The organism is Streptomyces sp. NBC_00525 (genome assembly GCF_036346595.1).
Taxonomy (GTDB): domain Bacteria; phylum Actinomycetota; class Actinomycetes; order Streptomycetales; family Streptomycetaceae; genus Streptomyces.
This window is the reverse complement of the sequence record NZ_CP107834.1, coordinates 4,201,730-4,216,972: the sequence shown is the minus strand read 5'-3', so window position 1 is coordinate 4,216,972 and position 15,243 is coordinate 4,201,730. Positions and strand designations below refer to the sequence as shown.

The 15,243-nt window shown below is 72.3% G+C and carries 11 protein-coding genes; 4 read left to right on the top strand and 7 right to left on the bottom strand.

Translation table 11 applies throughout. From position 1 onward, the window contains the following. The first annotated feature begins 52 nt into the window (after window positions 1–52). The gene (locus tag OG710_RS18905) at window positions 53–619 is read left to right on the top strand and encodes an RDD family protein (RefSeq protein WP_330240371.1); all 567 of its coding nucleotides are present in this window, start codon (window positions 53–55) and stop codon (window positions 617–619) included. A 142-nt stretch (window positions 620–761) separates the two neighbouring features. Here the strand turns inward: OG710_RS18905 and purH are convergent, their stop codons facing one another. Both purH and purN read right to left on the bottom strand, forming a co-directional pair. Beyond that, window positions 762–2,315 carry a bifunctional phosphoribosylaminoimidazolecarboxamide formyltransferase/IMP cyclohydrolase gene (purH, locus tag OG710_RS18900; protein ID WP_330240370.1) on the bottom strand — a complete coding sequence of 518 codons (1,554 nt, stop codon included), beginning with the start codon at window positions 2,313–2,315 and terminating at the stop codon, window positions 762–764. Continuing rightward, on the bottom strand, window positions 2,302–2,958 hold the full coding sequence (purN, locus tag OG710_RS18895) for a phosphoribosylglycinamide formyltransferase (protein WP_330240369.1): 657 nt from the start codon (window positions 2,956–2,958) through the stop codon (window positions 2,302–2,304). Before purN ends, purH begins: the two co-directional genes overlap by 14 nt. A 333-nt stretch (window positions 2,959–3,291) precedes the next feature. On the opposite strand from purN, the gene OG710_RS18890 reads away from it, so the two are divergent. Then, window positions 3,292–4,218, top strand: a complete 927-nt coding sequence (locus OG710_RS18890; RefSeq protein ID WP_330240368.1) for a hypothetical protein — start codon at window positions 3,292–3,294, stop codon at window positions 4,216–4,218. An 82-nt stretch (window positions 4,219–4,300) separates the two neighbouring features. On the opposite strand, the gene OG710_RS18885 is transcribed toward OG710_RS18890, so the two are convergent. After that, entirely contained in the window at window positions 4,301–5,812 is a 1,512-nt protein-coding gene (locus OG710_RS18885; protein ID WP_330240367.1) for an RICIN domain-containing protein, read from the bottom strand. Window positions 5,813–5,856: 44 nt separating this feature from the next. Then, window positions 5,857–7,323 (bottom strand): pectinesterase family protein, encoded by a 1,467-nt coding sequence (locus tag OG710_RS18880; protein WP_330240366.1) that lies wholly within the window; start codon window positions 7,321–7,323, stop codon window positions 5,857–5,859. A gap of 321 nt (window positions 7,324–7,644) precedes the next feature. Between OG710_RS18880 and OG710_RS18875 the strand changes: the two genes are divergently transcribed. Further along, a complete protein-coding gene (locus tag OG710_RS18875; RefSeq protein ID WP_330240365.1) occupies window positions 7,645–9,777 on the top strand; it encodes a sigma-70 family RNA polymerase sigma factor in 2,133 nt (710 codons plus the stop codon). A gap of 60 nt (window positions 9,778–9,837) precedes the next feature. Here the strand turns inward: OG710_RS18875 and OG710_RS18870 are convergent, their stop codons facing one another. After that, window positions 9,838–11,547, bottom strand: a complete 1,710-nt coding sequence (locus tag OG710_RS18870; protein WP_330242290.1) for a cell division protein PerM — start codon at window positions 11,545–11,547, stop codon at window positions 9,838–9,840. Window positions 11,548–11,672: 125 nt separating this feature from the next. Here OG710_RS18870 and OG710_RS18865 point away from each other — a divergent pair, with 125 nt between their 5' ends. After that, window positions 11,673–12,881, top strand: coding sequence for a helix-turn-helix domain-containing protein (locus tag OG710_RS18865; RefSeq protein ID WP_330240364.1), 1,209 nt, complete (start codon window positions 11,673–11,675; stop codon window positions 12,879–12,881). A gap of 102 nt (window positions 12,882–12,983) precedes the next feature. Here the strand turns inward: OG710_RS18865 and sucD are convergent, their stop codons facing one another. After that, a complete protein-coding gene (gene sucD / locus OG710_RS18860) occupies window positions 12,984–13,868 on the bottom strand; it encodes a succinate--CoA ligase subunit alpha (protein WP_330240363.1) in 885 nt (294 codons plus the stop codon). Between the two features lie 21 nt (window positions 13,869–13,889). Further along, window positions 13,890–15,071: an ADP-forming succinate--CoA ligase subunit beta gene (gene sucC, locus OG710_RS18855; RefSeq protein ID WP_111337667.1), complete on the bottom strand. Its 1,182-nt coding sequence runs from the start codon at window positions 15,069–15,071 to the stop codon at window positions 13,890–13,892. Window positions 15,072–15,243 lie beyond the last annotated feature (172 nt).

Here is a 15,243-nt window from a genome sequence, read left to right as displayed (position 1 = left end):
TCCTCCGCGCGGCCGCACCCGTCCCCAGTACGTCTGTTGGAGGAACGCCCACATGAGCTTCGGCGACCCGAACCCGAACCCGAACAACCCCTACGGGCAGCAGCAGCCCGGTTATCCGCAGGCCCCGCAGGGCGTGCCGCAGCAGGGCTACGGCTACCCGCAGGCCCCGCCGGTCTCCGGTGGCGACTACGGCCAGGCCGGTTACGGCGCCCGTCCGCCGCTGGCCAGCTGGGGCCACCGCGTCGGTGCGCTCCTCATCGACTACCTGGTGATCGGCATCCCCTACGCCGTCCTCCTCGGCATAGGCGGCGGCGTGGGCGGCGGAGCCGGCGCCGCGCTCATGGGCCTCGGCATCCTCGTCCTGATCGGCGGTGGCCTCTTCAAGCTGTACAAGGAGGGCACGACCGGTCAGTGGATCGGCAAGAAGGCCCTCGGCATCAGCCTGCTGCGCGAGCAGGACGGCCGTCCGCTCGGCTTCGGCATGGCCTTCGTCCGCCAGATCGCGCACTTCCTGGACGGGATCGTCTGCTACATCGGCTACCTGTGGCCGCTGTGGGACTCCAAGAACCAGACGTTCGCGGACAAGGTCTGCTCCACCGTCGTGGTGCGCGTCGGCTGACCGCCCCTCATACGGACCCGAGGGCCGTAACCGCACGCGGATCGCGTGGGGTTACGGCCCTCGGCCGTACCCGGACCGGGTCCGGGGCCTTCGGCAGGCCCCGGCCGGCTCAGTGCGGGCTCAGTGCGAGCTCAGTGCCGGCTCAGTGGAAGAAGTGCCGGGTGCCGGTGAAGTACATCGTCACACCGGCCTTCTGCGCCGCCTCGACGACCAGCTCGTCGCGGACCGAACCGCCCGGCTGGGCCACGGCCCTGACACCGGCGGCGGTCAGGATCTCCAGCCCGTCCGGGAAGGGGAAGAACGCGTCGGACGCCGCGTACGAACCGGCCGCCCGCTCCTCGCCCGCGCGCTCGACGGCGAGCTTCGCGGAGTCCACGCGGTTGACCTGGCCCATGCCGACGCCGACCGAGGCGCCGTCCTTGGCGAGCAGGATGGCGTTGGACTTGACCGCGCGGCACGCCTTCCAGGCGAAGGCCAGCTCGCGCAGCTCGTCGGCGGAGAGCGCCTCGCCCGTGGCGAGCGTCCAGTTGGCCGGGTCGTCACCCTCGGCCTGGAGCCGGTCGGCGACCTGGAGCAGCGCGCCGCCGTCGATCGGCTTGACCTCGACCTCGGCGGACGGGGCCTCGGGGCAGCGCAGCACGCGGATGTTCTTCTTGCGGGCCAGGACCTCGACGGCACCGTCCTCGTAGGCCGGGGCGACGATGACCTCGGTGAAGATCTCCGCGACCTGCTCGGCCATCTCGACGGTCACCGGACGGTTGACGGCGATGACGCCGCCGAACGCGGAGAGCGGGTCGCAGGCGTGGGCGTTGCGGTGCGCGGTCGCGACGTCGTCGGCGATGGCGATGCCGCAGGGGTTGGCGTGCTTGATGATCGCGACGCAGGGCTCGTCGTGGTCGTACGCGGCGCGCCGGGCGGCGTCGGTGTCCGTGTAGTTGTTGTACGACATCGCCTTGCCGTGCAGCTGCTCGGCGCCGGCCAGGCCGCCGGTGCCGGAGGTGTAGAGCGCGGCGGGCTGGTGCGGGTTCTCGCCGTAGCGCAGGACGTCCTGGCGCTCGTACGTCGTACCGAGGAAGTCCGGGAAGCCGGAGTCGTCGGCGGCGGCGTAGTCGGCGGCGAACCAGCCGGCGACGGCCACGTCGTAGGCGGCGGTGTGCTGGAACGCCTCGGCGGCGAGCCGCTTGCGGGCGGTCAGGTCGAAGCCGCCCGCCGCGACGGCGGCGAGCACGTCTGCGTAACGCTCCGGGCTGGTGACGACGGCCACGGACGGGTGGTTCTTGGCGGCGGCGCGGACCATCGAGGGGCCGCCGATGTCGATCTGCTCGACGCACTCGTCCGGGGTGGCGCCGGAGGCGACGGTCTCCTTGAACGGGTAGAGGTTGACGACCACCAGGTCGAACGGCTCGACGCCCAGTTCGGCCAGCTGCTCGCGGTGGGCGTCCAGGCGCAGGTCGGCGAGGATGCCGGCGTGGACGCGGGGGTGCAGCGTCTTGACGCGGCCGTCGAGGCACTCGGGGAAGCCGGTCAGCTCCTCGACCTTGGTGACCGGGACACCGGCGGCGGCGATCCGGCCGGCGGTGGAGCCGGTGGAGACCAGCTCGACACCCGCCTCGTGCAGACCGCGGGCGAGGTCTTCGAGCCCCGTCTTGTCGTAGACGCTGACCAGGGCGCGACGGATGGGCTTATTCACCGACATGACCGAGATGAACCTTTCGTCCCTCAATGCGATAGCCGTCACGGGCGAGCCGCCCCACGGCCTCGACGAGCAGCTTGCGCTCGACTTCCTTGATGCGTTCGTGGAGGGCCGCTTCGCCCTCCGGGGTGTCCTCTTCGGTCACCTCGACCACGCCCTGCGCGATGATCGGACCGGTGTCGACGCCGTCGTCGACGAAGTGGACGGTGCACCCGGTCACCTTCACGCCGTACGCGAGCGCGTCACGCACGCCGTGGGCACCGGGAAAGCTGGGCAGCAGGGCGGGGTGGGTGTTGATGAACCGGCCGCCGAACCGGGCGAGGAACTCCTTGCCCACGATCTTCATGAACCCGGCGGACACGACCAGGTCCGGCCGGTGCGCGGCGACGGCCTCCGCCAGCGCCGCGTCCCACTCCGCGCGCGTGGCGTGGTCCTTGACGCGGCACGTGAAGGTGGGGAGCCCGGCGCGCTCGGCCCGGTCCAGTCCTGCGATGCCGTCGCGGTCGGCGCCGACCGCGACGATCCGGGCGCCGAAGCCCTCGGGGTCGTCGCCGATCGTGTCGAGCAGGGCCTGAAGGTTCGTTCCGGAACCGGAGACCAGGACGACCACACGGGCCGGGGCGGCGGAGGGAAGCGGGGAGGCCACGGCTGGGCCCTTTCTCGCGTGCGAGCGGTTCGAATCGGCCGGTCCGCGCCACCACGGCACCGGGGCGACGGCATGCGATGTGTACGGTCCTACGAAAGAGGCGCGCTCCCCGATACGGGGAACTCTACGAACGGGCCGACCGTCAGCAACGATACCGGCACCTCGCCGCCGCCTCGTCCGACAGGGGGAGCGAGCCCCGCCCGTCCGGCGGCGCGGATCGGGGCGCGCGCCCCCGCGCTCCCCGCTTTCGGCCCCTCCGCGCCGGAAGGTAGCGTCAGGGGCAGCGAACCGTCCGCCGGGCGGAAACGACGAGATGGGGAAGACGTTCACCACATGCCGGACCGACGCCGCCGCACCGCCTTCCGCCAGCCGCTGCCCGAGCGGACCACCCTGCTGATGCGCGAGCGCTCCTCCTCGTCCTCCTCCTCCGGCTCCTCCGATTCCGCCGGCGGGCCGCAGGGCGACGACAACCCGTTCGCGCCGCCGCCCGAGGGCCGGCCGGACCAGCCCTGGCAGCCGCGCCACCCGTCCGGCGGCGACGGCGGCGACCGGCCCGAGGGCGGGTCCTCCTCCGACGACAAGCCCGTGTGGGGCAGCCAGTGGAGCAGCCGGCAGCCCGGCCGCGCGAACGGCCCCTTCGGTGGCCGTCCCGCCGGGCCCGGCGGACCGAACGGCAAGGGCGGCCCGGACGGCGCCCCGTCCGGCCCCCGCTGGGACCCGACCGACCCCATGCAGCGGCGCGCCCGCTACGCGCTGCTCTCCGGCATGTGGGCCTTCTTCTTCGCGATCTTCGACTTCTCGGAGATCGCCCTGCTGCTCGGCGCGCTCGCCACGTACTGGGCGGTCAGCGCACTGCGGGCCAGGCCGAAGGAGCCGGTGCCGGGTACGCCGGGCGGGGCCGCGGGCACACCGGGCGCGGCGGCGGGCGCGGGCGCGGCGGACGCGGCCGGAACGCCGGGCGCTTCCGGGGCACCGGCGCCGGGGACCGGGGCCTGGCGGCCCGCTGCCGCGCAGGGCGGGCCGGCCGCGCCGAACCCGCGGGCCGCGCAGCGCGGCGGCCGGCAGCAGACCACGGCCGCGGTGAGCGGTCTGGTGACGGGCGTGGTCGCGCTGGTGATCGTCGCGACGTCGTTCACCGTGCAGATGGTCTACCGCGACTACTACACCTGTGTGAACGACGCGCTCACCAAGTCCGGCCAGCTGGCCTGCAACGACCTGCTGCCGAAGCCGCTGGAGCCGTTCTTCGGCGTCAAGCACTGAACGTCAGACACTGAACGTCAGACACTGAAGAACGGCTCCCGGCGCCGGGCCCCGCGGATGACGCGGGGCCCGGCGCGGTGCGTCACCGGCCGATGTTGCTCTGCGGGCCGGTGTACTGCTTGAGCAGGCCCGGAACGTCCTTGGCGGCGTCCAGGGAGTAGCTGTAGTAGCCGCGCGGGTCGAAGGTGGTGCCGTTGGTCTGCTGCTTCCCGCTGGAGTTGACCACGATGGACCCGGACTGCGTCAGGGACGCGGCCGAGGTGTCGGGGTAGTACGGGTTGGCGACGTGGTCGTAGTAGCTGTTCTCGATCACGGTCTTGGACCGGCCGCGCGAGAGGTTTCCGTACGACGTGATGTTCTGCATGTAGTTGTTGTAGAGGTGGGCCAGCGCGACGTTGTCGATGCTGGGGTTGCGCTGGTTGGTGTCGTGGATCCAGTTGTGGTGGATCGTCATGCGGGCGGTGACGTTCTCCGTCCAGCCGATGCCGAACGCCTTGTTGACCTCGCCGAGCTCGTTCCAGGACACCGTGAGGTAGCTGGTGTCCTTGCGGCTGTCGATGAGCCCGTCGTTCATCCGCTGGATGCGGTTGTGGTCGATCCAGATGTGGTCGGCGGTGTCCATCTGGATGCCGTCGTAGTCGTAGTCCTTGTCGTCCGGGTCGTCCTCGGTCATCCGGGTGTCGCGGATGGTGAGGTTGCGGATGATGACGTTGTGGGTGCCCGTCCCGAGGAAGAACCCGCCGTTGACGATCTGGCCGGAGGTGCCGACGCCGATCACCGTCTTGTTGGACTTGACCGGGATCTCCCGGCCGTACGGGGTGACGGTGATCGCCCCGGCCACCTTGATGGTGTACGGCTCGGCCGCCCCGGCGTACTTCACCAGGTCCGCGTAGGTCTTGACGGTGACCGTCGCGCCCGCGGCGCCGCCCGTGGTGCCGCCACCGGTGGAGGCGAAGCCGTCGGCCTTGTTCGACCAGGTCCGTCCGCCGTCACCGTCACCGCCGCTGCCGGCGACGGGCTTGAAGGTCCACTGCTTGTTGGTGTTGTGGGTGCAGGTCTCCTGGATGATCGCCGTCCCGTTGGACGTCGACGCCAGCTCGTCGGACAGACACAGACCCGACTTCACATTGACGATCTGCCAGGTGTCACCACGGCTCGGCGTCAGCGTCCACTGCTGATTCGCCTTACCCGCACCACACCCCCACTGGATGACCCGCACCCCACTGACCGTGGAACCACCGGGCACATCGATGCACTGCCCACTGCTCTCACCCACCAGCGTGTACACACCACTGCCGGCCGACCTCAACCGGAACTGCTGCCACGGCGAATCCGCCGTACAACCCCACTGCTGCAACTCCGCACCCGCAACCCGCGAAGCACCCGGCACATCAATACACTTGCCCGACTTCGCCACCACCAGCTGATACGCCGTATCCACCGCCGGCACCGACGCCGCCGCAGCACTACCCGCCGACGACACCGACACAGCCAGCCCACCGGCCACCACAGCCAAAACGGACACCACACCAGCCACGACCTTGCCCGAACCACGCCGGTGGAATCCACGGCGCGGGATGCTGCTGAGTCTCATATCTGCCTTCCTTCGTGTACGCGTAGGAGATCCGGGGGCCGGGCTCAACGGACCGGGTTCCAGCCGTCGTTGCCGGCCAGGTACTTCTGCGGGGTGTAGTCGGCGGCGGCGCTGTCGCTCAGCTGCGGCCGGTTGCCGTTGACGCCCGCCCCGGAACCGGTGTTGCGGTACTCGGTGAACCGGGCGTTCTTCCACGTGGCGGACGACATGTCGATCCAGGGCTGGGCCTTGGCGATGGTGGAGCTGAGCGTCGACTCGCGGAAGAGGACCTGGGCTCCCTGGCGCCACGGGCGGCCGAGCTGGGTGCGGTTGGTGGGGGCGCCGGTGATGTTCGACTTGTAGAAGAGGAAGCCGTACTTCTTGCCCGGGTCCGTGCTGGCCGCGGTGATCGGGCCGCCGGTCGACCGCTTCTCGTAGATGTCGCAGTGGTCGAACACAATCGTGCCGCCGCCGTAGATGAAGTCCACGGTGCCCTCCACGTAGGAGTTCACCGCGTACGACCGGGCCGAGTTGTTGACCAGGAGGGTGTCCTGGTCACCGAGGAGCCGCACGTTGTCGAGCACGGAGCGGTCCGAGTTCAGGCTCATGGCCAGGGCCTGCTGCCCGGACGGACGGGAGTTCTCGTCGAAGTCGTTCGACACGGTCAGGTTGACGGCCTTGAAGTCGTGGCCTTCCACGAACATGGTGGCGCTGCCCGAAGTGCCGTACTCCCCCGCGGAGTGGTTGTTGACGACGACCGTCGAGGACGGCCCCGATCCCAGTCCGCGCAGCGTGATGTAGGGCTTGTTGCCGGGGATGCGCACGGTCTCGCGGTAGCTGCCGGGCGCGATGGTGATCTCCACCGGCCGGGTGTTGTTCGCGGGGACGGCGTCGATCGCCGCCTGCACGGTGCGGTAGGTGCCCGACCCGTCGGCCGCGACGGTGGGCCGCTCGCCGCTGCCGGCGACGGGCTTGAAGGTCCACTGCTTGTTGGTGTTGTGGGTGCAGGTCTCCTGGATGATCGCCGTCCCGTTGGACGTCGACGCCAGCTCGTCGGACAGACACAGACCCGACTTCACATTGACGATCTGCCAGGTGTCACCACGGCTCGGCGTCAGCGTCCACTGCTGATTCGCCTTACCCGCACCACACCCCCACTGGATGACCCGCACCCCACTGACCGTGGAACCACCGGGCACATCGATGCACTGCCCACTGCTCTCACCCACCAGCGTGTACACACCACTGCCGGCCGACCTCAACCGGAACTGCTGCCACGGCGAATCCGCCGTACAACCCCACTGCTGCAACTCCGCACCCGCAACCCGCGAAGCACCCGGCACATCAATACACTTGCCCGACTTCGCCACCACCAGCTGATACGCCGTATCCACCGCCGGCACCGACGCCGCCGCAGCACTACCCGCCGACGACACCGACACAGCCAGCCCACCGGCCACCACAGCCAAAACGGACACCACACCAGCCACGGCCCTGCCGCGAGCGGTCGTGCGTGGGGGTTCGGTTCTCATGGGTTGTCGTCCCTTCCTCGGAGCGGTACCTGAAGGTGCCTGCGGGCGGGGAGCACCGCGGCGAAGGGATAGGTGCTGCGCGGGGGTGACGGATAACAGAAATTTCAGAAAGTTTTTTCCGCCCGTTCCCCGGACCCGGCCGCGTGTGCGCGCGGAGCACCCCGGTGCCCCCGCGAGTTCCGTGCTTTACCCACGGCGGCGGCCGTGTCAGAATCCACGACCGAAGGGCGCGCCTGTTCGATTTGAGTGTTCGTCGGCGGCGGTCCGGGGGGCCACTTCGTACACCGGTTCAGCAGGGACACGTGCGAGGGAGCGGAACCCATGGACCACCCTCCGTCAGGAGGCGCGCGGCACGGCGGTGAGCCCCGCCCCCGGGGCACCACGCCGTACGAGATGTCGCTCGTCCGGGCCGCCCAGGACGGCGACCGGGCCGCGCTGGAGGCGCTGCTCACCGGCTGTCTTCCGCTGGTCCACCGGATCGTCGCACGCGCCCTCGACGGCCACGCCGACACGGACGACCAGGTCCAGGAGGTGATGCTGCACATCGTGCGGGGGCTGCCGGTGCTCAGGGAACCCGACCGTTTCCACTCCTGGGTCGTGGCCATCGTCTACCGGCAGGTCCAGCAGTACCGGCGCCGCCACCGGTTCACCCGCGTGCGGCCCGGTCTGGAGTACGAGGTCGCGGAGCCCGCGGACCCCGGGGCCGACTTCGCGGACCGGAGCGTCACCGAACTGGTCCTCGCCGACCAGCGCCGCGACGTCGTGCGGGCCGCCGGCTGGCTGGACGCAGGTGACCGCCGGCTGCTCGCGCTGTGGTGGGAGGAGACCACCGGGGTGCTGACCCGAGGCGAACTGGCCGCCGCGCTGCGGCTGCCCCGCACCCATGCCGCGGTCCGGGTGCAGCGGATGAAGGAGCGGTTGCAGATCTCCCGGCTCATCGTGGCCGGGCTCTCCGCCACTCCGCGCTGTTCCGGGCTCACCGCCGCCGCCCGTGGCTGGAACGGGCAGCCGAGCGGGTTGTGGCGCAAGCGGCTGGCTCGGCACGTCCGCGACTGCCCGGCCTGTGCGTCCCGGCGCGAAGGGCTGATCCCGCCGGAGCGGCTGCTGCCCGGCATCGCCGTGCTGCCGGTGCCCGTGGCGCTGCTGGCCTGGCTCGGCCGCCTCCTGGGCCAGACCGGGGCCGCACCCGCCGGGCCCGCGACGGAACTCGCCTCGCACCCGGTCCGGAGTTCCCGGCTGCGGCCGGCGGCCGGCGCGGTGGCGGCGACCCTGCTGGTGCTCGGCGCGCTGCTGCTGCCCTGGGGGCGGCAGGAGGACCCGGACGCGCCGCCCCGCGTGGCGCCGAGGGCGGCCCCGGCCCCCGAGGCGGCCATCGGCGGTCCGTCGTCGTCGCCGTCCCCGGCCGGTGCGGCCGAGCTGTACGTGGCCCCCGGCGGCTCGGACACCAGGGGCGACGGCAGTCTCGCGCACCCGTACGCCACGGTCGGCAAGGCGGCCGGGCTGGTGCGTCCGGGGCAGAGCATCGTCCTGCGCGGCGGCACCTACCGGCCCGCCGAACCGCTCGTCCTCGACACGGACGGCACCGCCGACGAGCCCATCACGCTGACCGCGCGCGGCGGGGAGCGGCCGGTGCTCGACCTGTCCGGGGTGAGCGACGGGGAGTGGGCCGTCGTCCAGCGCGCCGACCACTGGACCGTACGGAATCTGGAGGTACGGGGCGCCCGCGACCACGCATGGGTGTGCGACGGATGCGCGCACGACGTCTTCGACGGCCTGAACGTGCATCACAACGGCGGGTCCGGCCTGACTCTGCGGGGCGAGGACACGGTCGGCAACACGGTCGTCGACAGCGATTTCCACGACAACCGCAGGACGGACGGGCACAGCACGGGCCTGGCGATCGTCTTCGGAGCGGGCGACGGCAACGCCGTACGGCGGTGCCGCGCCTGGGGCAACGGCGGCGACGGCGTCGACCTGGGCGGATTCACCGGCCCGGTGCTGCTGGAGGGGAACTGGGCCTACGGCAACGGTAACGGCTTCGCGTTCGGCGGCGGCCACACCACGGTCACCGCCCCGCACGTCGCCCGGTTCAACGCCGCCTGGGACAACGAGGGCTACGGCTTCACCGACCTGGGCAACACGGGAGCACTGACACTGGAACGCAACAGCGCCTACCGCAACGGCATGGCCGGGTTCCGGCTCTCCGACACCACGGGCACCGCCACGGGGAACGCCGCCTGGAACGACGGCCGCGCGACGGAACCCGGCCCCGCCGTCCGCTCCGTGGGCAACACCTGGGATGCGGCGGGGCCGAAGGTGTCCCCGGGCGACCTGGGCTCGGACGATCCGCACGAGGCGCAGGGCCCGCGCGCGAGCGACGGCTCGCTCCCCCGCACGGCGTTCCTCCGCCCCCGCGACCCCGACGTCTCCGTGGGCGCGCCGATGACCCCCTGACGGCCGGACCCGTCTCTGTCCAAGGGGACCCGGAGCCGGGGTCGGGGCCCCGCCCGGTACTCAGGCGGGGCCCGGCCCACCGGGGGCGTCGCCGCCCCGAAGGCGGGGTGCCTGCGGGGACGGGGCCGGGGGCCCGTCCACCGGCGTCCGGGCGTGCCAGGGGTCGGTCGGCAGGAAGTCGTACGCGTCGAGGTCCGCCTCCTCCCCGCCGGCGGACGGCGGTACGAGGGCGGGCGCGGGCGTTCCCTCGGCCTGCGGTGCGGCCTCCCCGGCCGCGCGGCGGCCGGTGCGGGACCACCAGCGGCGGCGGGGGGCCTCCGGGGACTCGGGGGCCGTCGGCCCGGCGGGCACGGGCGCCGACGTGGGCGCGGGTGCGGGTGCGGGCGCGGCTTCGGGTTCGGGTGCGGGTGCGGCGGCCTTCCCCGCCTTACGGGTCTTCCCGGCCTTCCCAGCCTTACGGGCCTTCCCGGCGTCCTCCGTGTCCGGAGCGCCGTCCTCCTCCTGCGTACGTCCGCGCAGCCGCCAGGCCCGCAGCAGCAGGGCCGCCGGGACGCCGATGACGGTCGTCCACGCCACGGCCGCCGCGCCGGTGAGCCACCACACCGGGCCGAAGTCCGCCAGGGCGTGCGTGCCGAGCGGGCCCCCGGACGCCGCCGCCAGCACCGCCGCGCCGATCCCGCAGCCCAGCGCCCCCAGCGCGGCGGTGAGCGCGGTCTCCCCCGCGCCCCACGCCTCCTCGCGTACACCGTCCCGAGGCGCCGCCCGGCCCACCGCGAACCGGGCGACGGCCAGCGCGGCCGCCACCGGGACCGCCCCGGCCGCCCAGTTCAGCGGGGTGCCAGGGCCCTGGGCCGGCATCGCGGCCAGCAGCGGGAAGTCCGGAACGGCCGGCGGGCCGGTGAAGGCGAGCGGGGTGACCGTGGACGCCGTACCGAGCGCGAAGCCCGGGCCGAGCCCGTACGCCGCACCCCACACCGCCGCGTTGGGCACCAGGCCCAGCGCCAGCAGGAGTACGGCGACCCGGCCGCCCCAGTCGTCGGCGAGCCGCAGGAACGAGTCCTGCGCCGGGCCGCCGTGCCAGACCAGCGCCGACGCCACGACCAGCGCCCCGCCGCCCAGCAGCACCGCCGTGCCCGCCGCCGCCGACCGGCCCACCGCGTCGGCCCGCCGCAGGAACCGGGTGCGTGCCATCGCCTCGTGCAGCCGTACCGGCGCCCAGGACGGCGGCGGGCCCAGCGGATACCCGCAGGCCGTCCACACCCCGGCCGCCGCTGCCGCCGCGACGACGAGCGCGGCGGGCAGGAGCAGCGAGAGCGGGCGGGCGGACAGCGAGGTGTCCCGCGCATAGAGCGCGACCGCCCCGCCGACCAGCAGGTATCCGCCCGTCACCAGGGCGAACGCGGCTCCGGGCGACGGGGCGACACGCCCCTCGTCGGGTTCGAGGACGTCCCTGGCCGCCCGGTGCACCAGCCACACCGGCAGCACAGCGAGCAGCAGCGGAACGACCCCCACGGGCGCCGGGGCTCCGGTCAGCGTCGCGGTCCTGACCAGCTCGGCGCCGTGCGCCAGCAGCCACAGCGCGGCCGCCGCGTGGAACGCCTCACCGGGGCCGCTGTCCGGCGCCGGGGAACTGATCCAGAGCGCGGCGACGAGAACGGCGAGGGAACCCAGCCCGAGCCCGGCCGCGATCGCGCCGCGCAGCGCTGCCGCGACCAGCACGGTTGGCCCCGCCTGCTGCGGAGGTAACAACGACGGGCTGCGTTCGGTCACTTGGGTCACGCGGCCATGCTCCCAACGACACGCGCTCAATCCGTGTAACGGGCGAACAGCCGGGGTGTCGATCAATATACGTTTATGTACTTTTTCACCCGGTGCGGGTCGTCTGGGCGGCCCTCATGACGCAGAGCACGTCCGAAACCGCCGCCGCGCCGCCGCTCCCCTCGCCGAAGGAGCGGCGGAGACTGCGCGAGGCGAAGTCGCTGACGGAGGACCAGGTGGCGGCGGCCGTGGGCGTCACCCGGGCGACGGTACGCGCCTGGGAGACCGGCCGGACCAACCCCCGCGGGCGCAAACGGGAGGCGTACGCCCGCCTGCTGCTCGGCCCGGCCGAGACAGCCCCCGCCGCCCCGGTGGCTGCCCCGGTGGCTGCTCCGGTCGCTGCCCCGCCGAAGCCGGTGGAGCCGCCGGAGCCCGTATCGCCGGAGCCCGTATCGCCGGAGCCGGTGGAGTCGCCAGAGCCGGTGCACGTGGTGCAGTCGCAGCCCGAGCCCGTGGTGGAGCCGGACGTTCCGGACGGCCCCGCCGACACCGGCCCCGCCGAGGCGTTCGACGCGCTGTACCGGTACGCCGCCGCGCCCCTCCTCCGGCAGACGTATCTGCTCACCGGGCGCCGGGCGCTCTCCCGTGCCGCCGTGGCGAAGGCGTTCGAGCTGGCCTGGGAGCGCTGGCCGGAGGTCGCGGTGGACCGCGACCCGGTGGGCTGGGTGCGGGCGGCGGCGTACGAGTACGCGGTCTCCCCGTGGCGCCGGCTCAACCGGGAGCACCGGCGGCTCGACCCGCCGCCGGAGGCGCCCGTCCCCCGTGCGCTGCTCGACGCGCTGCTGGCCCTGCCGCCCGCGTACCGCCGCACGCTGGTGCTGCACGACGGCGTGGGGCTGGGGCTGCCGGAGACGGCGGCGGAGACCGAGGCGAGCACGCGGGCGGCGGCCGGGCGGCTGCTGACCGCGCGGGCGGCCCTCGCCGAGCGGCTGCCCGAGGTGTCGGAGCCGGAGCTGATCCACGAGCAGCTGGGGACGCTCGCCCGCAGCGGCCCCGCCGCCCCGCTGCCCGTGCCGGAGCTGATCCGTACGGGCAGTGAGCGCAAGGCGCAGTTGTGGGCCAGGACGGCCATCGCGTTCACGGTGCTGATCGTCGGACTGACGCTGATCACGCTGGCGACGGCGCCACGCAAGTACGAGACGCCGCCCGCACCGGCCCAGAAGGTCGGCGGGGTGCCCCCGGTCGGCGGTCCGCAGAAGCTGTCGCCGCAGGACGTGAAGCTGCGCAAGAAGCTCGGGGACGAGCTGTTCCACGGTCCGGCCCGGCTGATCCCCGAGGCGGGCTGAGCCGACCGGCGTACGACGACGCGGGCCCGCCCCCCTGCTGGGGGACGGGCCCGCGTCGTATGTGCGGTGACGTGCTGCCGCGCGGACGCGCGGCGGCCCGCGTCAGGCGTCGAGGATCTCGCGCGCCAGCTTGGCGGTCTCGGTCGGGGTCTTGCCGACCTTCACACCGGCGGCCTCGAGGGCCTCCTTCTTCGCCGCGGCGGTGCCGGAGGAGCCGGAGACGATGGCGCCGGCGTGGCCCATGGTCTTGCCCTCGGGGGCGGTGAAGCCCGCGACGTAGCCGACGACCGGCTTGGTGACGTTGGCCTTGATGAAGTCGGCCGCACGCTCCTCGGCGTCGCCGCCGATCTCGCCGATCATGACGATCAGGTCGGTGTCGGGGTCCGCCTCGAACGCCGCGAGGGCGTCGATGTGCGTGGTGCCGATGACCGGGTCGCCACCGATGCCGACGGCGGACGAGAAGCCGATGTCGCGCAGCTCGTACATCATCTGGTAGGTCAGCGTGCCGGACTTGGACACGAGGCCGATGCGGCCGGGCTTGGTGATGTCGCCCGGGATGATGCCGGCGTTGGACTGGCCGGGGGTGATCAGGCCGGGGCAGTTCGGACCGATGATCCGGGTCTTGTTGCCCTTGGAGCCGGCGTACGCCCAGAAGGCGGCCGAGTCGTGGACGGCGATGCCCTCGGTGATCACGACGGCGAGCGGGATCTCGGCGTCGATCGCCTCGATGACGGCGGCCTTCGCGAAGGCCGGCGGCACGAAGAGGACGGACACGTCGGCGCCGGTCTTCTCCATCGCCTCGGCGACGGTACCGAACACGGGTACCTCGGTGCCGTCGAAGTCGACGGTCGTGCCGGCCTTGCGCGGGTTCACACCGCCGACGATGTTGGTGCCGTCACCCAGCATGAGCTTCGTGTGCTTCATGCCCGTGGCGCCGGTCATCCCCTGGACGATGACCTTGCTGTCCTTGGTGAGGAAGATAGCCATGGTGGTCTGAGTCCCTCTTCCTTACTTCGCAGCCGCGGCGAGCTCGGCGGCCTTGTCGGCCGCGCCGTCCATGGTGTCCACGCGCTGAACGAGCGGGTGGTTCGCGTCGGAGAGGATCTTGCGACCCAGCTCCGCGTTGTTGCCGTCGAGCCGCACGACGAGCGGCTTGGAGACGTCCTCGCCCTTCGACTTGAGCAGTTCGAGGGCCTGGACGATGCCGTTGGCGACCTCGTCGCAGGCGGTGATGCCGCCGAAGACGTTGACGAAGACGGACTTGACGTCCGAGTCGCCGAGGATGATCTCCAGGCCGTTGGCCATGACCTCGGCGGAGGCGCCGCCACCGATGTCGAGGAAGTTGGCCGGCTTCACGTTGCCGTGCTTCTCACCGGCGTACGCGACGACGTCCAGGGTCGACATGACCAGACCGGCGCCGTTGCCGATGATGCCGACCTCGCCGTCGAGCTTGACGTAGTTGAGGTTCTTGGCCTTGGCGGCGGCCTCGAGCGGGTTGGCCGCGGCCTTGTCCTCGAGGGCCTCGTGGTCGGGCTGGCGGAAGTCGGCGTTCTCGTCGAGCGAGACCTTGCCGTCCAGGGCCAGGATGCGGCCGTCCTTGGTCTTCACCAGCGGGTTGACCTCGACGAGGAGGGCGTCCTCGGCGACGAAGGTGTCCCACAGGGTGACCAGGGTCTCGGCGACCTTCTCGGCCACGTCGGCCGGGAACTTCGCCTGGGCGACGATCTCGCGGGCCTTCTCGATCGTGACGCCGTCGACGGCGTTGACCGGGACCTTGGCGAGGGCCTCGGGGGTCTTCTCCGCGACCTCCTCGATGTCCATGCCGCCCTGCACCGAGGCCATGGCCAGGAAGGTGCGGTTGGTGCGGTCCAGGAGGTAGGAGACGTAGTACTCCGAATCGATCTCCGGGGACAGCTCGGCGATCATCACCTTGTGGACCGTGTGGCCCTTGATGTCCATGCCGAGGATGTCGGTCGCGCGGGCGACCGCCTCGTCGGGGTCGGCCGCCAGCTTCACACCGCCGGCCTTGCCGCGGCCGCCGACCTTCACCTGGGCCTTGACGACCGACTTGCCGCCCAGCCGCTCGGTCGCCTCGCGGGCTGCCTCAGGCGTGTCGATGACTTCACCGGCCAGCACCGGTACACCGTGCTTGGCGAAGAGGTCCCTCGCCTGGTACTCGAACAGGTCCACGCGCGTCCGTCCCTTATCAATGGTCTCGCGGTTGGTTTTCTGCGTGGGCGTGCCGCGAGGGGCAACGTGACTGCGGTGTCACTGGGAAAGCGCACACGGTGACCGAATACGCGGCATGTCCATCTCGCAGGTTATCCCCGCGCCCCGCGTGACCCTAAATCGCAGATCACAC

Coding starts and splice junctions, on each gene's coding strand:
- OG710_RS18865 (WP_330240364.1), top strand. CDS start 11,673: ATGACGCAGAGCACGTCCGAAACCGCCGCCGCGCCGCCGCTCCCCTCG.
- sucD (WP_330240363.1), bottom strand. CDS start 13,868: ATGGCTATCTTCCTCACCAAGGACAGCAAGGTCATCGTCCAGGGGATG.
- purH (WP_330240370.1), bottom strand. CDS start 2,315: ATGTCGGTGAATAAGCCCATCCGTCGCGCCCTGGTCAGCGTCTACGAC.
- OG710_RS18885 (WP_330240367.1), bottom strand. CDS start 5,812: ATGAGACTCAGCAGCATCCCGCGCCGTGGATTCCACCGGCGTGGTTCG.
- OG710_RS18880 (WP_330240366.1), bottom strand. CDS start 7,323: ATGAGAACCGAACCCCCACGCACGACCGCTCGCGGCAGGGCCGTGGCT.
- OG710_RS18905 (WP_330240371.1), top strand. CDS start 53: ATGAGCTTCGGCGACCCGAACCCGAACCCGAACAACCCCTACGGGCAG.
- OG710_RS18875 (WP_330240365.1), top strand. CDS start 7,645: ATGGACCACCCTCCGTCAGGAGGCGCGCGGCACGGCGGTGAGCCCCGC.
- OG710_RS18890 (WP_330240368.1), top strand. CDS start 3,292: ATGCCGGACCGACGCCGCCGCACCGCCTTCCGCCAGCCGCTGCCCGAG.